28 protein-coding genes are annotated in these 21,845 nt (G+C 63.5%); 11 read left to right on the top strand and 17 right to left on the bottom strand.

Features of this window, described 5'->3' with window-relative positions; genetic code table 11:
- Positions 1-25: 25 nt before the first annotated feature.
- Both AC2FMN_RS08980 and pip read right to left on the bottom strand, forming a co-directional pair.
- Positions 26-847, bottom strand: coding sequence for an ABC transporter substrate-binding protein (locus tag AC2FMN_RS08980; RefSeq protein WP_496687535.1), 822 nt, complete (start codon positions 845-847; stop codon positions 26-28).
- Entirely contained in the window at positions 844-1,821 is a 978-nt protein-coding gene (pip, locus tag AC2FMN_RS08975) for a prolyl aminopeptidase (RefSeq protein ID WP_496687533.1), read from the bottom strand. The genes AC2FMN_RS08980 and pip overlap by 4 nt, the downstream gene beginning before the upstream one ends.
- 48 nt (positions 1,822-1,869) lie before the next feature.
- On the opposite strand from pip, the gene ubiG reads away from it, so the two are divergent.
- Positions 1,870-2,616 (top strand): bifunctional 2-polyprenyl-6-hydroxyphenol methylase/3-demethylubiquinol 3-O-methyltransferase UbiG, encoded by a 747-nt coding sequence (gene ubiG / locus AC2FMN_RS08970; protein ID WP_093963628.1) that lies wholly within the window; start codon positions 1,870-1,872, stop codon positions 2,614-2,616.
- Between the two features lie 3 nt (positions 2,617-2,619).
- Here the strand turns inward: ubiG and AC2FMN_RS08965 are convergent, their stop codons facing one another.
- The 4 genes from AC2FMN_RS08965 to AC2FMN_RS08950 are packed head-to-tail and all read right to left on the bottom strand — an operon-like array spanning position 2,620 to position 4,964.
- Positions 2,620-3,060 (bottom strand): MarR family winged helix-turn-helix transcriptional regulator, encoded by a 441-nt coding sequence (locus tag AC2FMN_RS08965; RefSeq protein WP_093963629.1) that lies wholly within the window; start codon positions 3,058-3,060, stop codon positions 2,620-2,622.
- A gap of 14 nt (positions 3,061-3,074) precedes the next feature.
- On the bottom strand, positions 3,075-3,905 hold the full coding sequence (locus tag AC2FMN_RS08960; RefSeq protein ID WP_496687532.1) for a carbon-nitrogen hydrolase family protein: 831 nt from the start codon (positions 3,903-3,905) through the stop codon (positions 3,075-3,077).
- Complete coding sequence (grxC, locus tag AC2FMN_RS08955; RefSeq protein ID WP_005979317.1) at positions 3,905-4,162, bottom strand: glutaredoxin 3; 258 nt, start codon at positions 4,160-4,162, stop codon at positions 3,905-3,907. Before grxC ends, AC2FMN_RS08960 begins: the two co-directional genes overlap by 1 nt.
- A 37-nt stretch (positions 4,163-4,199) precedes the next feature.
- Positions 4,200-4,964 (bottom strand): double zinc ribbon domain-containing protein, encoded by a 765-nt coding sequence (locus AC2FMN_RS08950; protein ID WP_496687530.1) that lies wholly within the window; start codon positions 4,962-4,964, stop codon positions 4,200-4,202.
- Here AC2FMN_RS08950 and AC2FMN_RS08945 point away from each other — a divergent pair.
- Together AC2FMN_RS08945 and hemH are read left to right on the top strand one after the other, a co-directional pair.
- A complete protein-coding gene (locus AC2FMN_RS08945) occupies positions 4,945-5,775 on the top strand; it encodes a methyltransferase domain-containing protein (protein ID WP_496687527.1) in 831 nt (276 codons plus the stop codon). The genes AC2FMN_RS08950 and AC2FMN_RS08945 overlap by 20 nt on opposite strands.
- Positions 5,776-5,831: 56 nt before the next feature.
- Entirely contained in the window at positions 5,832-6,881 is a 1,050-nt protein-coding gene (gene hemH / locus AC2FMN_RS08940) for a ferrochelatase (protein ID WP_496680472.1), read from the top strand.
- Between the two features lie 74 nt (positions 6,882-6,955).
- Here the strand turns inward: hemH and AC2FMN_RS08935 are convergent, their stop codons facing one another.
- Positions 6,956-7,138 carry a hypothetical protein gene (locus tag AC2FMN_RS08935; protein ID WP_010442520.1) on the bottom strand — a complete coding sequence of 61 codons (183 nt, stop codon included), beginning with the start codon at positions 7,136-7,138 and terminating at the stop codon, positions 6,956-6,958.
- A gap of 140 nt (positions 7,139-7,278) precedes the next feature.
- On the bottom strand, positions 7,279-7,878 hold the full coding sequence (locus AC2FMN_RS08930) for a L,D-transpeptidase (protein WP_496680473.1): 600 nt from the start codon (positions 7,876-7,878) through the stop codon (positions 7,279-7,281).
- A 167-nt stretch (positions 7,879-8,045) separates the two neighbouring features.
- On the opposite strand from AC2FMN_RS08930, the gene dalA reads away from it, so the two are divergent.
- Entirely contained in the window at positions 8,046-8,564 is a 519-nt protein-coding gene (dalA, locus tag AC2FMN_RS08925) for a divisome-associated lipoprotein DalA (RefSeq protein ID WP_496680474.1), read from the top strand.
- A gap of 49 nt (positions 8,565-8,613) precedes the next feature.
- Here the strand turns inward: dalA and ptsN are convergent, their stop codons facing one another.
- The 7 genes from ptsN to AC2FMN_RS08890 form a co-directional block, all read right to left on the bottom strand.
- Positions 8,614-9,078: a PTS IIA-like nitrogen regulatory protein PtsN gene (ptsN, locus tag AC2FMN_RS08920; protein WP_496680476.1), complete on the bottom strand. Its 465-nt coding sequence runs from the start codon at positions 9,076-9,078 to the stop codon at positions 8,614-8,616.
- 59 nt (positions 9,079-9,137) lie between these two features.
- A complete protein-coding gene (hpf, locus tag AC2FMN_RS08915; protein WP_496680477.1) occupies positions 9,138-9,701 on the bottom strand; it encodes a ribosome hibernation-promoting factor, HPF/YfiA family in 564 nt (187 codons plus the stop codon).
- Positions 9,702-9,953: 252 nt separating this feature from the next.
- The gene (lptB, locus tag AC2FMN_RS08910) at positions 9,954-10,712 is read right to left on the bottom strand and encodes an LPS export ABC transporter ATP-binding protein (RefSeq protein WP_496680478.1); all 759 of its coding nucleotides are present in this window, start codon (positions 10,710-10,712) and stop codon (positions 9,954-9,956) included.
- Positions 10,712-11,125 (bottom strand): LptA/OstA family protein, encoded by a 414-nt coding sequence (locus tag AC2FMN_RS08905; RefSeq protein WP_496687524.1) that lies wholly within the window; start codon positions 11,123-11,125, stop codon positions 10,712-10,714. Before AC2FMN_RS08905 ends, lptB begins: the two co-directional genes overlap by 1 nt.
- Before the next feature lie 81 nt (positions 11,126-11,206).
- Positions 11,207-11,806 (bottom strand): LPS export ABC transporter periplasmic protein LptC, encoded by a 600-nt coding sequence (locus tag AC2FMN_RS08900; RefSeq protein ID WP_496687522.1) that lies wholly within the window; start codon positions 11,804-11,806, stop codon positions 11,207-11,209.
- 12 nt (positions 11,807-11,818) lie between these two features.
- Positions 11,819-12,787, bottom strand: a complete 969-nt coding sequence (locus AC2FMN_RS08895) for a KpsF/GutQ family sugar-phosphate isomerase (RefSeq protein WP_496687520.1) — start codon at positions 12,785-12,787, stop codon at positions 11,819-11,821.
- Positions 12,784-13,398 (bottom strand): ribonuclease D, encoded by a 615-nt coding sequence (locus tag AC2FMN_RS08890; RefSeq protein ID WP_496680484.1) that lies wholly within the window; start codon positions 13,396-13,398, stop codon positions 12,784-12,786. The genes AC2FMN_RS08895 and AC2FMN_RS08890 overlap by 4 nt, the downstream gene beginning before the upstream one ends.
- Before the next feature lie 230 nt (positions 13,399-13,628).
- Between AC2FMN_RS08890 and AC2FMN_RS08885 the strand changes: the two genes are divergently transcribed.
- The 7 genes from AC2FMN_RS08885 to AC2FMN_RS08855 all read left to right on the top strand — a co-directional run bounded on the left by AC2FMN_RS08885 (position 13,629) and on the right by AC2FMN_RS08855 (position 20,534).
- A complete protein-coding gene (locus tag AC2FMN_RS08885) occupies positions 13,629-14,948 on the top strand; it encodes an MFS transporter (RefSeq protein WP_496687518.1) in 1,320 nt (439 codons plus the stop codon).
- Between the two features lie 56 nt (positions 14,949-15,004).
- Positions 15,005-15,433 (top strand): Lrp/AsnC family transcriptional regulator, encoded by a 429-nt coding sequence (locus AC2FMN_RS08880; protein ID WP_496680486.1) that lies wholly within the window; start codon positions 15,005-15,007, stop codon positions 15,431-15,433.
- Positions 15,434-15,503: 70 nt separating this feature from the next.
- Positions 15,504-16,211, top strand: a complete 708-nt coding sequence (locus AC2FMN_RS08875; protein WP_496687515.1) for a transglycosylase SLT domain-containing protein — start codon at positions 15,504-15,506, stop codon at positions 16,209-16,211.
- A 63-nt stretch (positions 16,212-16,274) separates the two neighbouring features.
- Complete coding sequence (gene flhA, locus AC2FMN_RS08870) at positions 16,275-18,302, top strand: flagellar biosynthesis protein FlhA (RefSeq protein ID WP_496687670.1); 2,028 nt, start codon at positions 16,275-16,277, stop codon at positions 18,300-18,302.
- Positions 18,299-19,072 (top strand): flagellar biosynthetic protein FliR, encoded by a 774-nt coding sequence (locus tag AC2FMN_RS08865; RefSeq protein WP_496687512.1) that lies wholly within the window; start codon positions 18,299-18,301, stop codon positions 19,070-19,072. The genes flhA and AC2FMN_RS08865 overlap by 4 nt, the downstream gene beginning before the upstream one ends.
- Entirely contained in the window at positions 19,069-20,154 is a 1,086-nt protein-coding gene (flhB, locus tag AC2FMN_RS08860; RefSeq protein WP_496687510.1) for a flagellar type III secretion system protein FlhB, read from the top strand. Before AC2FMN_RS08865 ends, flhB begins: the two co-directional genes overlap by 4 nt.
- A 32-nt stretch (positions 20,155-20,186) precedes the next feature.
- Positions 20,187-20,534, top strand: coding sequence for a hypothetical protein (locus AC2FMN_RS08855; protein ID WP_496687508.1), 348 nt, complete (start codon positions 20,187-20,189; stop codon positions 20,532-20,534).
- 30 nt (positions 20,535-20,564) lie between these two features.
- Here the strand turns inward: AC2FMN_RS08855 and AC2FMN_RS08850 are convergent, their stop codons facing one another.
- Together AC2FMN_RS08850 and flgH are read right to left on the bottom strand one after the other, a co-directional pair.
- A complete protein-coding gene (locus AC2FMN_RS08850) occupies positions 20,565-21,107 on the bottom strand; it encodes a flagellar basal body-associated FliL family protein (RefSeq protein WP_496687505.1) in 543 nt (180 codons plus the stop codon).
- A gap of 12 nt (positions 21,108-21,119) precedes the next feature.
- Positions 21,120-21,845, bottom strand: coding sequence for a flagellar basal body L-ring protein FlgH (gene flgH / locus AC2FMN_RS08845; protein ID WP_496687504.1), 726 nt, complete (start codon positions 21,843-21,845; stop codon positions 21,120-21,122).

Below are 21,845 nucleotides of genomic sequence, written 5' to 3'. Positions count from 1 at the left end.
ATCGGCGTCGGTTTTCAGGCCGGGTTCAGGCTATCCACCAGCGTTCCGCGATTCGCCCATCGTCCAATGGCGCGCCCCGCCCGATCCGGCGCGGCAGGCCTACGGTGCCGGAGATCGCCAGCGACATCTCCGATTCGCTGGGGAAGAACCGCACGCCACCCAGACCGCGCAGCCCTTGCGCCGCCGGCAGCACCGACACGTCCACATAACGATCGCGCAGCGCCTCGGCGCGCACGGCCGGGTCGGGGATCACGATGATGTCGACCGCCTCCAGCCAGCCGGCATGACCATCCTTGTAGTGGCCATCTACCCGGCGCCCGCGGAAATGGCGCCCGTCTTCGGCGCGTTCGACCCGGTAACACCCGGTGCCGTTCGCCTGCTGCAGCGGCGAAACGCTCTGCCCATCGCGGGTGATGACAAACCGGGTATCGGCCAGCAGGAAAGGCAGGCCGGGGTTGGCCTCGGCCAGTTCGATCTGGATGCGGTCCGGCGCCAGGGCTTCGGTGCGCCCGACCTCGGACAGGACCGCAAGAACATCCTCGGCCGTCAGTGCCGCACCGTCGTGAAACACCGCATCCGCACGCAGGTCGAACGTCCAGACCCGGGCCTCGGAATCGGTCTGCCAAGCGGTTGCCAACTCGCCGCGCAGAGTGCCGTCCGGCGCGATCTCGGTCAGGGTGTCGAACACCGCACCCCGGGCCAGCCGGTCCAGGCTGTCGTCACGCGGCACGGCGATGCGCAGCACGCCGCCCGATTTCGGCGTATCCGCCAGCGAGGCCCCCGTCGCGGCCAGCAGGGCTGCGGCGGCACCCGAGGTGAACAGAGCACGGCGGTCGATGCGGGTCATGCCACCTCCTGCGCGGCTCGGTCCATGATGCGCACCAGTTCGGCGCTGATCCCGGGTTCCGACAGGGCGTGACCAGCCTGCCGCACCATCTTCAGCTCTGCCTCGGGCCATTTCTCGGCCAGGCTCCAGGCCGCTTGCGGGGGGCAGATCATATCGTAACGGCCCTGCACGATATGGCCGGGAATATGCGCGATCCGGTCCATCTGATCCAAAATCTGACCGTCATGTTCCAGAAACGCCTTGTTGATGAAATAGTGATTCTCGAGCCGCGCGAAGGTGCGGGCATATTCGCCGGGGCTTTCACCGACGGCCCCGTTCGTGTGGATCGAGGCCAGCGCGTTTTCCCAATGCGACCAGGCGCGGGCGTACAGGATCTCGGTCGCCCGATCGCCCGAAAACAGCCGCTTGTTGTAGGCGCCGATGGTGTCGGACAGTTCCGAGTCGCGCAGCAGCGAGGTGAAGCGCGCCCATTGCTCGGGCCAGAACTTGCCGGCCCCGCCGCCATAGAACCAGTCGAGCTCCGCCTGCGTGGCCAGAAACACGCCGCGCAGAACCAGGCGGGTCACCCGGTCGGGATGGGTCTGGGCATAGATCAGCGCCAGCGTGGCGCCCCAGCTGCCGCCGAATACGATCCAGTCGTCGATCTCGAACAGTTTCCGCAGACGCTCGATATCGGCCACCAGGTGCCAGGTTGTGTTGTTCTCGACCGAGGCCGTGGGCCGCGACCGGCCGCAGCCGCGCTGGTCGAACAGAATCACCCGGTAGACCTCGGGGTCGAAATAGCGCCGCATGGCCGGGCTGCAGCCGCCGCCGGGGCCGCCATGCAGAACCACCACGGGAATCCCGTCGGGATTGCCGCATTGTTCCACATATATGCGGTGCCCGTCGCCCATATCCACCATGCGCTGGTCGAACGGATCGACCGGCGGGTAAAGATATTGCACTGCGCGCTTTTGGTCCGGGTACTTGTCCATTATGGCCCTATATAGTCCTACAGCGTAAAAGAGCACACGGAGACAGGAATGCAAGCGCATCCGAACACGGTTGACCCGTCCGAGATCGCAAAATTCGAGGCCATGGCCGCCGAATGGTGGGACCCGCACGGGAAATTCAAACCTCTGCACATGCTGAATCCGTGCCGCCTGGACTATATCACACAGCAGATCGCGGGCGAATTCGACCGGGACCTGACGGCAGCGAAACCGTTCGAGGGCCTGCGCTTGCTGGATATCGGCTGCGGCGGCGGGCTGCTGAGCGAGCCGATGGCGCGGCTGGGCGCCGATGTCGTAGGCGCCGACGCGGCCGAGCGCAACCTGCCCGTGGCCCGAATCCATGCCGAACAATCCGGCCTGCAGATCGACTATCGCCACACCACCGCCGAGGCATTGGCCGACGCGGGCGAACAGTTCGACGTGGTCCTGAACATGGAGGTGGTCGAGCATGTGGCCGATCCGCTGGCCTATCTGACCGCCACGCAACAGCTGCTGAAACCCGGCGGGCTCGAAATCTGTTCCACCATCAACCGCAACCCGAAATCCTATGCGATGGCGATTTTCGGGGCCGAGGTCGTCATGCGCTGGCTGCCGCGCGGCACGCATGAATGGTCCAAGTTCATCACCCCGGACGAGCTGTTCGATCTGCTGCGCCAGGCTGGTCTGGACCCGGTGGACCGCAAGGGGTTCGTGTTCAACCCGATCACCTGGAGCTGGTCGATCTCGGACCGGGATCTGAGCGTGAACTACGTCACCGCCAGCGTGAAGCCGGGCTGAAGACTATTCCTCTTCCAGTTTCATGCGCAGGTCGCGCAGAACCGGCAGGGTCGCGCGCACACGCTCAAGGCCCAGCTCGCCCACAACCCGGTTGATCAGAGGTGCGATGGCCGAGATCGCCTGATCGCGCGCCCGTCGGCCTGCGGGGCTGATCGCCACCATCTTGCGGCGGGCATCGTCCCAATCGGGGCGGATGTGGATGTATCCGGCCCATTCCAGTTTGGCCAAGGTGTTGGTCATCGCCCCGCGGGTCACATGGAATGTGCGGGCCAGTTGGGCAGGCGTCCGCTCGCCCCCCACGAACACCAGGTGGTTCAGCACCGAGAAATGCGAGATTTCCATTCCCTTGGGCAGAACCCGGCTCAGCCGGTTCCGCAGCAATTGGTCCGCAGTCAGGATCTCGCTGAACAGCGCGACCGCCAGGGCGTTGGTTTCGTCAGTCATTACCCGGCTCTGGATCAGGGCCCGTCGAACGGGCGAACATGTGTCAGGGACGGCACGCGCCGCCGTGCCTCTGTAACAGACCTATCATCCAGATCAAAAAAGTGAATGCCGGTCTGAGTGCCTGCGTCGATCAGCACCTCGCCCCAGGGCGATACGACCATGCTATGCCCGTGGGTATGGCGCGTTTTGCCCCGGGTTTTGGGGTGTTCTCCGGTCTGCGCGGGGGCAATGACCCAACAGCCGGTCTCGATGGCGCGGGCGCGCAGCAGCGGTTCCCAATGGGCCGCGCCGGTCACCGGAGAGAACGCCGCCGGAACCGTCAGGATCGTGGCCCCGCCCTGTGCCAGCGCGGCGTGCAGATGCGGGAACCGGATGTCATAGCAGATGGTCATACCGACCTTGCCGAAGGCGGTCTCGGCGATCTCCGCCCGCGACCCGGGGCGATAGCTGGCCGATTCGCGAAAGGTCTCAGTCTCGGTGACCTGCACGTCGAACATGTGGATCTTGTCATAGCGCGCCACGATCCCGCCCTGCGGGTCGATCATGAAGGACCGGTTGGCGAACCGCCCGTCGGCGTCATGTGTCTTCAGCCCCAGCGATCCGATCAGCAGCCATACGCCCAATTCCGCCGCCTGTTCGCGCAGGCCCGCCAGGGTGATGTCGTCTTCTTCGTGCTGCAGCACCTCGCGCTGGCGCGTTGCGCTGGTCGAGACGCAGTTGGTGACCTCGGGCGTCAGGATGAACCGCGCGCCCCGGTCCGCGGCCTCGGCCATCATGGCACGCACCATGTCCAGGTTCGCGGCCGGGTCGTCCGACGAGGTGATCTGCAGCAGGGCGGTTTTCATCAGGCGGCCAACAGCGGGTCCAGCTTGCCGGCCTGTTCGAGTTCGTACAGGTCGTCGCAGCCACCGACATGGGTGTCACCAATGAAGATCTGCGGCACCGTGCGCCGTCCGCCCGCCCGCTGGATCATCTCGGGCTTGCGTTTGGGGTTCATCAGAACGTCGATCTCCTCATAGGCGACGCCTTTCTGATTCAACAGCCGTTTGGCCGCGTGGCAAAAGCCGCACAGCGGCGATGTATAGATGACAACCGGTTTCATGGTCCGTTCCCTTGGATTTCGCGCAATCTAGGGGGAATTAGGCATCCTTGGCAACGCGCGCCAGTACCAACACGGAAATATCATCCGCCCCGGCCACCCGGCAGGCGCGGGCGCAGGCCGCCAAGGTCGCGCCCGATGTCATCACGTCATCGACCAGCAGCACGTGGCGCCCCTTCAGGCGGTCCGCCCGCCTCGGATGCACGGTGATCGCATCGCGCAGCGTTTCGGCCCGCTCGGCGGCCGTTTTCCCTTCCAGCGCCGGGGTGCGCCGGCTGCGCAGCAGCAGGTCGGGGCAAACCGGCAGCCCGACCACCTTGCCCAGATGCTGCGCCAGCAGCGCCGACTGGTTGTACCGACGCTTCAACAGGCGCGACCAGTGCAGTGGTACCGGCGCAATCAGCATGCCCGGCCGGACCAAGGCCCGCCCGGCCCCCGCCATCCATTGCGCCGCGGGTCTGGCGAGTTCCGTTCGGTCGCCATGTTTCAGTGCCAAAACCAGCGCCCGCGCCTTGCTAGCGTAAAGCAGCGCGGCGCGCCCCTCGGACCAGGGCGGCGGCTGGCGCATGCAGTCATCACACTCGACCCGGAGGCCGTCGTCCTCGCCCGGCAACGGGACGCCGCAGCTGGCACAGACCATCCCCCCGATGAACGGCGTCTCGCGCCAGCATGGCCCACACAACCCGAAATCCGACCCGGTCATCTCGCCGCAACCGATGCAGCGCGGTGGGTACACGACCTCGATCGCGGTTTGAATCCGCTGCCATATGCGATAATTGCGCCCTATGGACCCATCCGCAGCCAAGACACCCTCATTGTTTGACCGATCCGCCCTGGCCGCGCATCGCGCCAGAGCCCGGGACGACGCCCTGTTCCTGCACCGCGCCGCCGTCGACGAGGTGCAGGATCGCCTTGCCGTGGTTAATAAAACCTTTACGGCGCCCGCGATCGTAACCCCTTTTGCCCAGGCATGGGCAGGCGTTCTGAACGGCGCGCGCATCGTGCCTGATGACGAGGTGCTGGACCTGTCCTCGGGCGCGCATGATCTGGTGATCCACGCCATGGCTTTGCATTGGGCCAATGACCCGGTCGGACAGCTGATCCAATGCGCCCGCGCCCTGAAACCGGACGGGCTGTTGCTGGTGGTCTGTCTGGGCGGCGAGACGCTGCACGAATTGCGGGCAGCGCTGGGTCAGGCCGAGATTGAGGTGACCGGCGGGCTCAGCCCCCGTGTCGCGCCGATGGCAGAACTGCGCGACCTTGGTGCCCTGCTGCAACGCGCCGGGCTGGCCCTGCCCGTGGCCGACCGGGTGCCGCTAACGGCGACCTACCGCGACCTGTGGCACCTGATGGCCGACCTGCGCGCCATGGGCGAGGCCAACGCGATGACCGAACGGTTGAAATACCCCACGCGCCGGACCGTGTTTCAACGCGCACAGCAGATCTATGCCGAAAGCTTCACCGCCCCCGACGGGCGCCTGACGGCAACTTTCGAGCTGGTCTGCCTAACCGGCTGGGCACCGGATGCCAGCCAGCCCAAGCCGCTGCGGCCCGGTTCGGCCCAGGTCAGCCTCGCCCAAGCCTTAGGCACGAAAGAAGGCAAACTGTCCGATTGACCCCGCGGTCGATCCGATTAATTCAGGCACTTACGGAAAAACTCAGGAAAGCCACCATGTTCGATGCCATCCGCCCCGCGCACGCGCCCGCAGATCACCCCAAGATCAAGATGGGCCGTGTCGGCATCCTGCTGGCCAATCTCGGCACGCCGGACGATTACAGCTATTGGCCGATGCGCCGCTATCTGAACGAGTTCCTGTCCGACCGTCGGGTGATCGACTATCCGGCCTGGAAATGGCAGCCGATTCTGCAGGCGATCATCCTGACCAAACGTCCTTTCAGCTCGGGCGCGGCGTACAAATCGATCTGGAACCACGACAAGGGCGAAAGCCCGCTGATGACCATCACCAAGGACCAGACCGCCAAGCTGCGCGCGGCGATGCAGGACCGCTATGGTGACAAGGTCATGGTGGATTTCTGCATGCGCTATGGAAACCCCTCGACCAAGTCTAAGGTCCGCCAGATGGTGGCCGAGGGCTGCGACCGCATCCTGTTCTTCCCGCTCTATCCGCAATATGCGGGCGCCACGACCGCCACCGCGAACGACCAGTTCTTTCGCGCGCTGATGGAGGAGGCCTGGCAGCCCGCCAGCCGCACGGTGCCGGCCTATTTCGACGAGCCGGCCTATATCGACGCCCTGGCGCAGTCGGTCGAGCGCGCCTATGCGGCCATGGAGACCAAGCCGGACGTTCTGGTGTGTTCCTATCACGGCATGCCGGAACGCTATCTGATGCAGGGTGATCCGTACCACTGCCAGTGTGCCAAGACATCACGACTGCTGAAAGAGCGGCTAGGCTGGGCGGATGATCAACTGGTGACCACCTTCCAGTCACGATTCGGACCCGAGGAATGGCTGAAGCCCTACACCGTCGACCACGTCGCGGAACTGGCCCGGCAGGGCAAAAAGAACATCGCCGTCATTGCCCCGGCGTTTTCGTCGGACTGCATCGAAACGCTGGAAGAAATCAACGAGGAGATCCGCGAGAGCTTTGAAGAGGCAGGCGGCGAGACCTTCACCTATATCCCCTGCCTGAACGACGAGGACGCGCATATCGCGGCCTTGGGAAAAGTGATCGCGGACAACCTGAAAGGCTGGCTGGACTGAACCGGCCTCGGAAAACGCATGAAAAAAGGCGGTGGAAATCCACCGCCTTTCTTTTTTGTCGTTGTCCGCTGGACTTAGCTTGCGGCAACAGCTGCTGCGACGACGACCAGCAGGATCAGCGGCAGGATGATGCCCTGCGACGAGCCCTGGGTTTCTTCGACAACAACCGGTGCTTCCACAACCGGCTCTTCCAGGTTGCCGGCATATGCGGTCGAAGCGGCAGCGGTCAGAGCAGCAGCGAGAACGAGTTTCTTCATGTTAACCTCCAAAGTTTGCGTGGCCCCGGGATACTGGAGCCCCGCACCTATGACTTACCTCGTGGTTTTTTCTAAGCAGCAAAGCGTCGAGAATGCAATTGCAACTTGTGCCACCGGCGGCTTGGCGCGCGAAAATGTCGTCAAATTAGCAACACTTGCGTGCCGACCTTGGTCAAAGCGTACAATTCGGCGATATGTTCGTTGAACAGGCCGATGCACCCGTTCGACGACCGCCGCCCGATCTTGCGCGTGTCGTGGGTGCCGTGGATGCGGTAATATTTCCAGCTCAGATACAAAGCATGCGTTCCCAGCGGGTTGTCGGGTCCCGGCGGGATATAGTCGGGCCATTCCGGGTTTCTCTTCTTCATCGAAGGCGTCGGCGACCAACTGGGCCCCACAACCTTGCGGATGACGCTGGTACGGCCACGGCGGGTCAGTTCCTCGGTCAGCGGAACGGAGGACGGGTACAGCTTGTACACCGTCTGATCCTCGGACCAGTAGTGCAACGCGCGCGAAACCGTATCGACCAGAATCGCCCCGTTTCGGATGTTCGAGAAATAGGGCTGCCACTCCATGGCGCGAAACCCGGAAACATTGCGCCGGACCGGCGGTTCGGGTTCGGGCGCGGGGCGCAGTGGATCGCCGGGGATGAACTGCGCGATCGCCGGGCTGGCCAACAGGGACGTGCCCCCGGCCAGGAACCCGCGGCGCGAAGTCAGGTGAATGTTTTTCTTGGCCATGCCAAAAGGTCCTTTGATAATCAGTATTGAAATTCGCAGGCAGTTTATTGCCAGAATGCTTCAGTCGCAAATCAAACCGGCAGAAATACGCGAACATCGGCAATTGGGCCTTTGCGCAATGCGCGCGCGCAGGCTATCCCTTTTCGGAACAACGAACTGGGCCTATGATGACGCGTATCTTTTCCTTGCTGCTGATCTGCCTTGTCGCGCTTGCGGCATGTACTGAAACTTCGGGCACTTCGTCGCTAGGGGCGGACGGACGACCGCTGCCCAAGGCCTACAAGATCCGCGGCAACCCCGAGAAGCTGCAGTTCCGCATGCTTGATTCCGTCAACGCGCTGCGCCAGGCCTCTGGCCTGCAGCCCGTTCAACTGAATGCTCAGCTGAACGCGGCCGCCGCAACCCACGCCAAGGACATGGCGCGCCAGAATCGCCCTTGGCACTTTGGGTCCGACGGGTCCTCGCCGCTGGACCGCGCGGTGCGCGTCGGCTATCTTGGGACGTTTCGCGGCGAGGCCATCTCGGAGACCTACGAGACCGAAACCGAGACCCTGGCCGCCTGGATGCAGGAGCCCGGCCCGCGGTCGGTCATAATGGATCCGAAGGCAACGCAGATGGGCTTTGCCTGGCACCAGGAAAAGGGCGGAAAGCTCTGGTGGGTTCTGGAAATGGGCACCGGCGGCTGACCTCGCCGCGCGGCCAGCCCACGAGGGCCACATCGCCACGTCAGCGGGATCAGGCCGCCTGCACCGATTGCGCAGTGGTCAAAATCGCATACAGCTTGACCGGATCAGGATTGGCCCGCAGCTTGCTGCAGACAGATGTGTCACGCAGCGTCCGTGAAACCAAGGCCAGCGCCTTGAGGTGCTCGACACCGGCATCCTCGGGGGCAAACAGGGCAAAGGCCAGATCCACAGGCTGCCGGTCGACTGAACCGAAGTCGATCGGCTTTTCCAGCATCACGAACACGCCCGCCACGGCGTCCAGGCCCGACAGACGGGCATGCGGCAGCGCCACTCCGTGTCCGACACCGGTCGGGCCGAGGCTCTCACGCTCGAGCAGATTATCGACCACGGTCTGAGCATCCAGCCCCAAAGCGCTGGCGGCGACTTCCCCGATTTCCTGAAACAGTCGCTTCTTGCTGGATGCGGCGGACAACACGCGCACCGCTTCGGGCTTCAATATGCTCGAAAGCTCCATTATCTTGCTCCACGACAATGCCCCCGCCGGTGCGGAGGCAGTGCCTTCATCCTTGCCTGTTACGGATCGATCCAGCCGATGTTTCCATCGTCGCGACGATATACGACATTCAATCCGTCCTTGTTTTCGTTCCGGAACACCAGCACCGGCGCGCCCGCGAGTTCCATCTGCATGACAGCCTCACCAACGCTGAGCGATGGGATCTTGGTTTCCATCTCGGCAACGATGATTGGCTGCAAGGAGTCGGGTTCCTGCTCCGGCTCCGAATCGTTCGAGGCGAGGATATAGGACGACGCCCCGAAGAGTTCAACCGGCTCGGACCGCTCGCGGTGGTGGTCCTTCAGGCGGCGCTTGTAGCGGCGCAACTGCTTCTCCATCTTGTCACAGCACGCCTCGAATGCCGCGTAGATCTCGGTGGCATGGGCCTTGGCCTGAGCCGTCAGGCCGGTGGACAGATGCACGGTGGTTTCACACACATATTCATGCGCTGAACGGGAAAAGACGACGTTGGCGTCCGTTGCGCGCTGGGCATATTTGCCCACAACCTCGCCCAGTTCGGTCTGCACGTGGGTCTGCAGGGCCGCACCGATGTCGATCTGTTTGCCGCTGATTTGGTAACGCATGTGATCTCCTTCACAATTCACACCCCTGTTTGCGCCGCATCATGCGGCAGGCTTGTTGTTATGGGGTGGGGGGTCGAGACGCTGTACGGGGTTGCCGATCATCGCGCCCTTCAACGAAGGGGGATCGAGATCCAGACTGAATCCACGCAAGCGCCATACCCCAATTCAGCCAACAGGCGGCAGCAGAGTCAATCAAAACACGAGCACAGATTCGAGAAAACTGTCGCGGAATCCCTCCGTCATCCGACAAGTTTATGAAATTCTGAAGTTTTCGCCCAAATAGACGCGGCGCACGTTCTCGTTCTCGACGACCTCGTCCGGGGTGCCCGACATCAAAACCTGCCCGTCATGCAGGATATAGGCGCGATCCACGATTTCCAGGGTTTCGCGTACGTTGTGGTCGGTGATCAGCACGCCGATTCCCCGCTTTTTCAGATCGGCCACAAGATGGCGGATGTCCCCTACGCTTATTGGGTCCACCCCCGCAAACGGTTCATCCAGCAGCAGATATTTCGGATCGGCCGCCAGGCAGCGGGCGATTTCGACCCGCCGCCGCTCGCCGCCCGACAAGGCCAGCGCCGGCGCCCGCCGAAGGTGCTCGATCGAAAAATCCGACAGCAGTTCCTCCAGCCGCTCCTTACGCCGATGCGCATGTTTGACCGAGATATCCAGAACCGCGGCGATGTTGTCCTCGACGCTGAGACCGCGGAAGATCGACATCTCCTGCGGCAGATAGCCGATTCCCATCCGCGCCCGCCGATACATCGGCAACGTTGTGACGTTCTGACCGTCCAGCGTCACCGAGCCAGCCTCGGGGAAGACCAGCCCGGCCACGGAATAGAAGGTCGTGGTCTTGCCCGAGCCATTCGGCCCCAGCAGCGCCACGACTTCGGACCGGTCCAGCGTCATCGACACATCCCGGATCACCGTCTTCTTGCGATAGGATTTCCGCAGCTTGTCGATCTTCAGCCCGGACGCCCCTTCAGCAACGGACAGTTTCGGCCCCGCCATCAATCACCGCCCGACTTGAGGATTGTCTTGACCCGGCCGGTCATGGTCGCGGTTCCGTCCGCCAGATTCGCGACCATCCGATCGCCGCTGATCGTGCTGGGCCCCTGGCTGAGCAGAACGTTGCCTGTCATGACGACAACCCCGCTGTCGATCGTGTATTCCGCCCAATCCCCCTCGGCCGCATCCGGTGGGCTGACCAGCAGAACGTTGTCGGACGCCTCGAGGCGCTCGATCCCCGAGCGGTCCTCGTTGTAGATCACCAGAACCCGATCGGCCGACAGGCGCATCTGGCCCTGCACGACGACGACATTGCCCAGAAACTCGGCCGACCCGTCCTCCTGGTTGACCTTGAGCGTCTCCGACGTGACCTCGACCGGCAGGCTGGGGTCTGCTGCGGCTGCCCCGAACGCCACTTGGGCTTCCTGGGCGCCCGCCGGGGCCGCCCCAAAGGCCAATGCGGCACACAAAGGAACTATTCGAAAATCAAACACGGGTTATCTTTCGGTCTTTTTCGGCTCGTATATCAGCTTCACGCCGTCTGTAAAAACAATATGGACGGGGCCGTCGGAATTTTCGGCACCGAAGGTCATCCGCCCGGCCGTGAAGTTGCCGATCGGCCCGGTCCCTGCAACCTGCCCTGGGGTATCGCCTCGAATCTCGTCTAGCGAGGTGTTCAGAAGATCGGTCGTGACCCGGATACCATCGGTCGTGGTGATGACCACTTCGTCGGAGAAGGTCGCCGTGCCCTTGTCGGGGCGGATCAGGCCGGTGTTGGAATCAAGGGTGATGACGCGGCCGCCGTTCAGGCCAAGCTGCCCCTTGAACTCGGCCGCCGTGGGCGCCTCGTCCGCGGTCCCGCGGCTGGCGCGGACAGCTTCCACCTGAATATCCTCGCCCTTGCGGGTGACGCCGCGATAAATTGGCTGCGTCACAAGCTGATTGTTCAGGCGTTCGTCGATATCCTGCTGCGAAAACGGAACCGCCACCTTTGTCTCGATGCTGCGCGACAGCAGAAACACCATCGACAGCAGCAGGATGGCCGCCAGCGGCAGCAGAACCTTGAGGAACTGCACCATGCGCGAATAGCGATCCATCCCGGCCCTCACTCAACCCAGCCCGACGCGCAGGCAGTCGTGGATGTGCAACAGCCCCTGCGCCCGGCGCGGCTGCTCCGGGTCCACTACAAACAACGAGGTGATCTTGCGCGCGTTCATGATCGCCACCGCCTCTTCGGCCAGCGCGTCGGGCGCGATGGTCGTGGGGTTGGCAGTCATGACTTGGGCCGCCGTGTTGTTCAGCAACCCGTCCATATGCCGGCGCAGGTCGCCGTCGGTGATGATGCCGACCAGGGTGCCCTCTGCATCGGTCACGCCGACCACGCCAAAGCCCTTCTGGCTGATCTCGATCAGCGCGTCGCTCATCGGGGTGTCGGCCGACACCAGCGGCAGTGCGTCGCCGCTATGCATCAGGTCGCGCACCGCGCTCAGCTGCGCACCCAGCTTGCCACCGGGATGGAAGGCGCGGAAATCCTCGGGCTTGAAATCGCGGTATTTCATCAACGCGATCGCCAGCGCATCGCCCATAGCCAGTGTCAGCGTGGTCGAGATCGAGGGCACCATGCCGTATCCGCAAGCCTCGCCCAGCGCGGGGATCAGCAGATGCACGTCAGCCTGCTTCATCAGCGTACTGTCCAGCCGGCTGGACAGGCCGATCAGCGGAATCCCGAACCGCCGGGTAAAGGCCAGCAGGTTGGCCAGCTCGGGCGCCTCGCCGGAATTCGATATCGCCAGCACCACGTCATCCTTCGACACCATGCCCAAGTCGCCGTGGCTGGCCTCGGCCGGATGCACGAAATAGGCGGGCGTGCCGGTGCTGGCCAACGTGGCCGCGATCTTGTGCCCGATATGACCCGACTTGCCGATGCCGCTGACGATCAGCCGGCCCTTGGCCTGCAGGATCAGCCGCACCGCGTCGGCGAAACGGTCATCCAGCCCTTCGGCCAGAACCTCGAGCGCGCGGGCCTCGTCGGTGACGACCTGCCGGGCGGTTTTCAAAAAGGAGTCGGTATCGGTCATGAGTGCGCAAAAATGTCGGTTTCGGGCCAGCCCGCCAGATCCAGCCTGGCGCGCATCGGCAGGAAGTCGAAACAGGCCTGCGCCATCTCGGTCCGGCCCTCGCGTTCGAGCCGCGCATCCAGCGCCGCGCGCAGCTGGTGCAGGTACAGAACGTCCGAAGCGGCATAGTCCAGCTGCGCCCCGGTCAGGGTCTCGGCACCCCAGTCGCTCATCTGCTGTTGTTTCGAAATGTCGATGCCCAGCAGCTCTTGGCACAGGTTCTTCAACCCGTGCCGGTCGGTATAGGTGCGCACCAGGCGGCTGGCGATCTTGGTGCAATAGACCGGCGCCGCCAGCGCGCCGAAAGCGTGGTACAGCGCGGCGATGTCAAAGCGGCCGAAGTGGAACAGTTTCAGCACCTCGGGGTTTTCCAGCATGGCGCACAGGTTCGGGGCCTCGGTCTGACCCTTTTCCACCTGCACGATGTGGCTGTGGCCGTCGCCGCCCGACATCTGGATCACGCACAGACGGTCGCGATGCGGGTTCAGGCCCATGGTTTCGCAATCGATGGCCACGACGGGGCCCAGGTCCAGCCCGTCGGGCAGGTCGTTCTTGTAAAGGTAGTTCGCCACGAATGTTTCCTTTGCACGGTGGTGTCACCGAAATAGGGTGTTTGACCCGCAAACTCAACGCCATCCGCCCCATGGCGGTACTCGGGTGTCATTGCGGTTGAGGCATCTACGTCCGGCGCATAGGGTCGGGTCATGACTCAACCGTCCTGTGCCTCGTCTGAACAAACTACCGCCCGCCCGAGCGACGGTGGCCCCCACGACGCGCGCCGGGCCGTTTCAGGGTTTGCGCGGTGCTGAACATTCTGCGGAACCGGACGTACCGTCACCTTCTGGCCGCGCAGGTGGTGGCGCTGCTGGGCACCGGGCTGGCGACCGTGGCGCTGGGGTTGCTGGCCTATGATCTGGCCGGCGAGTCCGCCGCGATGGTGCTGGGCACGGCCCTGACCATCAAGATGATCGCCTATGTCACGATTGCACCCATCGCCGCGGCTTTTGCCGAAAGGCTGGACCGCCGCCGCATGCTGGTGACGCTGGACATGGTGCGGGCCGCGGTCGCGCTGTGCCTGCCTCTCGTGACCGAGGTCTGGCAGGTCTATGTGTTGATCTTCGTGCTGCAATCGGCCTCGGCCGGGTTCACGCCCGCGTTCCAGGCCACGATACCCGATGTTCTGACCGACGAGCAGGATTACACCAAGGCCCTGTCGCTGTCGCGACTGGCCTATGATCTGGAGAACCTTGTCAGCCCGATGCTGGCAGCGCTGCTGCTGCTGGTCGTCAGCTTCGACAGCCTGTTCTGGGGAACGGCGCTGGGCTTTGCGGCCTCGGCCTTGCTGGTGGTCTCGGTGGTCCTGCCCTCGCCCACGCCCCGTCAGCCACGTGGGGTCTTTGACCGAACAACACGCGGTATTCGCATCTATCTGCGGACACCGCGCCTGCGTGGCCTTTTGGCGCTGAGCTGGACCGTCGCCGCCCTCAGCGCGATGGTTCTGGTCAATACCGTGGTGATCGTGCGCAGCGACCTGAGCCTGCAGGACAGCGCCGTGGCGATCGCCCTGGCCGGGTTTGGCGGCGGGTCGATGCTGGCGGCTTTCGTGCTCCCGGCGCTGCTGGAGCGTCTGCCGGATCGCCGCGTGATGCTGGCCGGCGCAACGCTGGCGACCGCGACCATGGCTACCGCTGCGCTGCTGTCCGCGGTGGTGCCGATGTCGCTGGCGATGCTGACCACGCTTTGGGCGCTTGTGGGTTTCGGCTATTCCTGCACGCTGACCCCATCCGGGCGGTTGCTGACCCGATCCGCCCATCCCGAGGACCGCGGGGCCGTGTTCGCCGCCCAGTTCACCCTGTCACATGCCTGCTGGCTGGTTCTGTATCCGCTGTCGGGCTGGCTGATGACGCAACATGGGGCGACAGTGGCGATGGCCGCGCTGACCGTTATGGCCTTGGGCGGCCTGATGCTGGCCGCCTGGACCTGGCCCGCATTCCAGCCGCGGTCCATCGCGCATGACCACCCGGACCTGCCGGCCGATCACCCGCATCTGTTCGGGCCCGATCCGCATGCGCACCCAATTATCATCGACGACCTGCACCCCCGATATCCGCACAAACCTTGAGGGCGACCGCCCTATTGCCGTAGACCCGAACCACTCGACCGACAGCCGAAAGCCCCATGGACCAGCTTGACCGCCGCATCATCGCCGCCCTACAGCACAACGCGCGCGCCTCGACCACGCAGATCGCGGCGCGTCTGGGCGTGGCCCGGACCACCGTGCACGAACGTATCCGTCGCATGGAGGAAACAGGCGTGATCGCGGGCTACTCGGTCCTGCTGGGCCGGACCGACGACACGCCCAGGGTGCAGGTCGTGGTGCTGCTCGAGGTGCAGCAGAAAGAGACATCGCGCATCATCAAGCGGCTGGAAGCCTATCCCGAGGTCAAGCTGTGCCTGTCGATCAACGGCGAATTCGACCTGCTTCTGTCGGCCGAAGCCCCCCGGATCGAGGATCTCGACATCTTGGTGGACGAGCTGGCCAAGATCCCCGGCGTGCTGCGCACCAATACCAGCGTCGTGTTCGGTCGCAGGATCGACCGGAGCTGATCGGCGCTAACCCTCTGTAAACCGAAAGCTAGCTAGCTTGGCCCGGTCAGAAGAATCCCGGACCGGCAGAATGCCAGAACTCAAGATCGTTTTCCTCTCGCTGTGGGTGCAGGCCATGGTCGCCACGGTGGCCTTCGCCGTACCGGACATGCGCACCGCCGACATCTGCGACCAAGCGGCCCGGCGTGCCGCCCGGGCCGAGGGTGTCCCGCTGGATGTCATGCAGGCCATCACACGGGTGGAAACCGGGCGCCGCGTCGATGGCAGCCTGCACCCCTGGCCCTGGACCGTGAACCTGGAAGGCAAGGGATACTGGTTCGGGTCCGAGGCCGAGGCTAAGGCCTATGTGTTCGAGGTGTTCAAATCGGGCGCCCGCAGATTTGACGTCGGCTGTTTCCAGATCAACTACCGCTGGCACGGCAAGGCGTTCCGGTCGATCGACGCGATGTTCGACCCCGATCAAAATGCTGCCTATGCGGCGCAGTTCCTGAAACGGCTTCACGCCGAACATGGCGACTGGTCGGGTGCTGTTGGCGCCTATCACTCGCGCACGCCCGAGCATGCCCGCAGATATTTCACCCGGTTCCAGACGGTTCTGGCCGGGCTGTCCGACGCGCCCGAACCGGTCGCCCGTCAGGCCGTCGACCCGTTCCACCGCTCCGCGCTGCCGTTGATCCCGCTCGGCCCCTCCCCCACCAAGGTCGACCGCCCCGCCCTGGGATCACTGGTTCCGGTATCCAGGACCGCAGTGGCCTTCATTACGTTCGATCAGGAGTGACGCGTGCCGAAACTTGACCCAAGGACCTTGTTTTCACCCACGGTTCTTCTGGCGCTGGCGCTGATGACCGTGATCGTGATGATGATTTTGCCAATGCCGTCCTGGGTGCTCGACATCGGGCTGGCGGCCTCGTTCGCACTGGCGATTTTGATCTTCACCCTGACCCTGTTCATCGAGCGCCCGCTGGATTTTTCGTCCTTCCCGACGATCCTGCTGGCCTCGCTGATGCTGCGGCTGTCGCTGAACGTGTCCTCGACCAAGCTGATCATCGGGCAGGGCCACACCGGCCCCAACGCCGCCGGCGACGTGATCGAAGGCTTTGCCCAATTCGTGATGAGTGGCAGCATCTTCCTGGGTCTCGTCGTGTTCGGTGTGCTGCTGATCGTGAATTTCATGGTCATCACCAAGGGCGCCGCGCGCATGGCCGAGGTCGGTGCAAGGTTTGCGCTGGACGGGATGCCGGGCAAGCAACTGGCCATCGACGCCGACATGTCGGCCGGTGCGATCGACCACCAGCAAGCCAAGGAACGGCGCGAGCTTGAACAGCAGGAAACCACGTTTTTCGGCTCGCTGGACGGGGCGTCGAAATTCGTCAAGGGCGATGCGGTCGCCGGGCTGCTGATCACTCTTCTGAACCTCGTGATGGGGCTGATCATGGGGGTGATCGTGCATGGCATGCCGCTTGCCTCGGCATTCGAAACCTATGCCATCCTGACCGTGGGCGACGGGTTGGTGTCGCAGATTCCAGCCGTGATCATCTCGATCGCATCGGCCCTGTTGCTGGCGCGCGGCGGCACGCAGGGCGCGACCGACAACGCGTTGTTCTCGCAACTGGGCCGGCATCCGGCGGCGCTGGGCACGGTTGCGGTGCTGATGGCGCTGTTCGCGCTGGTGCCGGGCCTGCCCTTCCTGCCCTTCATTCTGGGCGGGGCGGTCCTAGGCTATGCCGCCTATCACGTTCACAAGAAACAGAAGGCCGAGGCCTTGGCCGCGCGATCGCCGGCTCCCGAAGCCCAGGCGCCGTCCGCGCAGGCGATCGGCGATGTTCTGGACCTGGACGATGTGCATCTGGAGTTCGCGCCCGATCTGGTCAGCATGGTTCTGAACCCCGGAACCGGGCTGGATGCGCGGATCGCCAACATGCGGACCTATGTCGCCTCGAGCTTCGGCTTGATCCTGCCCGAGATCCGCCTGACCGACCGCGCCGATCTGCCGATGGGCACCTATGTGATCAAGGTGCAGGGGGTCGAACAGGCCCGCGGCGTGCTGCACCCCGACCTGATCCTGGCGCTTGTGCAGGAAGGCGCTGATCTTCTGCCCGACGGCAATGATGTGACCGAACCGGTCTATGGTGCCCCGGCCCGGTGGATCCTGCCCAAGGACCAGGAGGCCGCCGCCCTGAGCGGTGCCACCATCGTGACCCCACCGGAGATCCTGGCCACACATCTTCTGGAGATCATCAAACAGAATTTCTCGCGCCTGCTGACGCTCAAATCCTTGCGCCGCCTGCTGTCCGAGATGACCCGCCTCAGTGATCCCGCACGGGCTGAGGCCAACCGCAAACTGCTGGACGAACTGATCCCCGACAAGGTTCCGATCGACACGCTGCATGCGGTGCTGCGGTTGCTGCTGGACGAGCGGGTCTCGATCCGCAACATGGCGCTGATACTCGAAAGCGTGGCCGAGGCGCGGATGACCACGACCCAGCCCGAAGCCATCTGCGAAATTGTGCGCAAACGGCTGGGCTTCCAACTGGTGGCCGAACTAAAGCGCACAGACGGCTCGATACCGCTGATCCAACTGGCACCGGAATGGGAAGAGACCTTCGCGACCTACCAGATCGACGCGCCTGGCGCCGGATTGGATGTGGCGCTGCCGCCCAACCTGTTCAACAAACTTGCGGACGGAGCCGTGCAGGCCTTGGCCAGAACTGCGGATCAGGGGTTGCATCCGGCCTTGGTCACATCCACCCGCCGCCGCAGATTGTTGCGTACGATCCTGCAGGCGCGCGGTGTGTCGAACCCGGTTCTGTCGTTCGAGGAAATCGGGCTCGAGGCGCGGCCAGCATTGGTCGGGACGGTGCCGGCATGATCGCCCTGCCTCCGGTGCTGCTCGACCAGTTGGGAGCCGGGCTTTGGCTGGCTTTCGTCGTGTTTCTGCGCGTTTCGGCCTTTGTGTCTCTGCTGCCCGCCTTCGGCGAGCGCAGCATTCCCACCCGAGTCAAACTGGGCGCGGCCATCGCCTTCACCCTGCTGATCGCTCCGGCGGTACCGGGGCCGGAAGTTTCTGCAGGCCTGCTACCGCTGGTGAAGGCAATCCTGACGGAGACCCTGATCGGGCTGTTTCTAGGTTTTGGTCTGCGGTTGTTCGTGCTGGCGCTGCAAACCGCCGGTTCGATCGCGGCCCAGGCAACCTCGCTTTCCCAGATCCTGGGGGGCGCTGCGGCCGATCCGGTGCCCGCCATGGGGTATCTGATGACACTGGCGGGGCTGGCATTGGCGACGGTGATGGGCCTCCACATCCGCGCGGCGCAATTCCTGATCTACAGCTACGCGCTGTTTCCGATCGGCAGCGCACCCGCAGCATCAGATCTGTCGCAATGGGGCGTGGCCCAGATTTCCCGCAGCTTTTCCCTGGCCTTCGGGCTGGCAGCCCCATTCGTCATCGCCTCGCTGATCTACAACCTGGCCCTGGGTGTCATCAACCGGGCCATGCCCCAGTTGATGGTTGCCTTCGTGGGAGCGCCCGCGATTACCTTCGCCGGCCTGTTTCTTCTGTTTGCCGGAACGCCCATCATCCTGTCCACCTGGAGCGACGCTATGTTCGCGTTTCTCAACGACCCGGTCGGAGCCAGCCCATGAGCAGCCAGGACGACGACAGCGACAAGTCGTTCGAAGCCACACCGCAGAAGCTTCGGAAGGCACGCGAAAAAGGCGAGGTGGTCAAGTCCAATGACCTGTCCGCCGTGGCGGCCTATGCCGGGCTGACGATCGCACTGATCGTTGTCGGCCACTACTCTGCAGAGCACTTGGGCTCGGCCTTCGTGGTCTTGATCGACCAGTCTTTCGCCCTCGGCCCGCTGCTGGTCACCGGATCGTCCAGCGGGCCGGTGGGAGGATTGATGGCGGTCGTTGCAAGCTCGGCCGGTGCGCTGCTGGCCGTGCCTGCCATCATGGTACTTCTGAATCTTCTGGCGCAAAGGGCGCTGGTCTTTGCCCCCAGCAAACTGAGGCCGAAACTGTCACGCGTTTCCATCCCGTCAAACGCAAAAAACAAGTTCGGCCGCGGAGGTTTGTTCGAGTTTGCCAAAAGCTTTGCAAAGCTGGTCATCTACAGCGTCTGCCTGGCATTATTTCTGCACGCAAACCTGTCCCAGATCCTGTCGGCCGCGGCGGCGCCGCCCAAGGCGTCGATCATTTTGCTGATGAACCTGCTGCTGCGCTTTCTCTTCATCGTGGTTGCCGTGACGCTCGCGATCGGCGCCATCGATTATCTTTGGCAATACGGCGAACACATGCGAAAGAACCGGATGTCGCGAAAGGAGCTGCAGGACGAAACCAAAGAGTCCGAAGGCGACCCCCACCTGAAGCAGCATCGCAGACAGCGCGCACAGGAAATCGCGACCACGCAAATGATGGCGGACGTACCAAAGGCCGACGTGGTCATCGTCAACCCTACGCATTATGCCGTTGCACTGAAATGGTCGCGCGCGCCCGGAACGGCGCCCGCCTGCGTGGCCAAGGGGGTCGATGAAGTTGCGGCGACGATCCGAAAAACCGCGATCGAGGCCGGCGTTCCCATCCATTCCGACCCGCCGACGGCGCGCGCGCTGCATGCGACGGTCGAAATCGGTCAGGAAATCCCGGAAAACTACTATCGCCCCGTCGCCGCGGCCATCCGCTTTGCCGAAGCCATGCGCAAACGCGCCAGAAAAGGTATCTGATGAAGGCAGACAAGCTCTCGAACCTTGTTGCGGTGACCGCCGCCGCCTTTGAAAAAGAACATCAAAAGCTGCGCCCGATCCTGGAACAGGAGGCCCGTGTTCGAAACCGGATCTCGCAACTGGACGCACAGCTGGCACAGGTCCGTTCGACGGCCGCCGACGCGACGGGCTACAGAATGGCCGGCGCCGACGTCATTTGGTACGGCTGGGAGGCATCAACACGCAGGCAACTGAACGCCGAGCTGGCTCGGATCCGGTCGCAGAAGCTTGCGATGATGGACGGGTTGCGCCAGGCCTTCGGGCGGAAACAAGCATTGGAAAATCTCGTGGAACGGCAAGCGACCGCGCTGCGGCGCGCACACCTGCGAAAAACCGATTGAGGCGACACCGCCACGACTGGAGAGGAGCCGTCAGGTATCCTGACGGCTCATGCTGACGATCAACACGCGGTTGACTTCATCCCCAAGGTCTTTCCTGGCGGCCTCCAAAAGAGATCGGCGCAAGGTTTCCATGTTGTCCGAATGGGTGAACGCCCCGTCAAACCCCCCCATGTTCGCATGGTCGAACAACACCTGAAGGAACGCGTCACGTAACTTCGGTTCGAGCCTGTAGAACGTGTCTTCGTTGCCGGGCTGGGCTTCGAGGCTGAGCGACACAGTGACCAGGGCGGAAATCCTGTCATCCTCCACCAACGGCACAACGAACTGCTTCGTCAGCTTGAGGTACTCATAGCTCGCTTCCTCGCCTTTCTTCCCGTGCGCATTGTCATCACGGGAACCCGCCAGCGCAGTTTGGGTCTGTGGTATTTCCTCTTCGGCTTGGGGGGGGTCCTTCTTTGCGCTCTCTCCATTTCCCTGGGCTTCAGCCGACTTGTTCGGCGCAAGGAAAAGGCCGGCTGCGGCGCCCGCGCCCAGCCCCACGACCAAAAACACGATGGGCACCAGTTTTTTCATCTCGCGTCACTTTCAAAACGGCAACAGGACGTCCAGAACCTGCTGCCCGTACCTGGGCTGCTGGACATCGGTGATCTGGCCGCGGCCACCGTAGGACACGCGGGCCGAGGCGATCTTGTCGTAGGTGATCTCGTTCTGGCGCGAGATATCCTGCGGTCGCACATAGCCCGAAACCAGAAGTTCCCGCAGTTCGAAGTTCACCCGCAACTCCTGTGACCCGGAGATCGACAGAACGCCGTTGGGCAGCACATCCACGACGGTTGCAGCCACGCGCAGCGTCAGCTTTTCCTTTCGCTTGACCGATCCCTTCCCCTTGCTTGAGGATGCCGAGTCGATGGAAACGGCCTCATCCAGGGATGCGCCCTCGGGCAAGTGACCGGCCGCCCGCTGCGGCAGGCCGAACAGGCCCGGTATCTTCAGCTCGTCCGACCCGCTGCGCGAGCGGCTAGTGTCATTCGAAATTTCTGCTTTTTCGTCCAATTCGATCACAACCGTGAGGATATCGCCCTTTTTCATCGCACGTTGGTCACCCAGCAATGATTGCTGACCACCGCTCCATAGCGACGCACGATCGACCGCGCGCTGCGGTTGCGTGTGCAGAGGCAGGCCGGGCCACAGCATGGCGACATGTTCAGGCGATTCCGTGTTGGGCGACAGGCTTGGCGGCTTGCCCAGATGGTCCAGACGCCCGCAGGCGGCCAATGCCAGGATGGCAAGAAGCAGTGTTGAGACTTTCAT

The organism is Ruegeria sp. BHSC037, from assembly GCF_059613045.1.
This window is presented reverse-complemented; position numbering and strand designations above follow the sequence as displayed.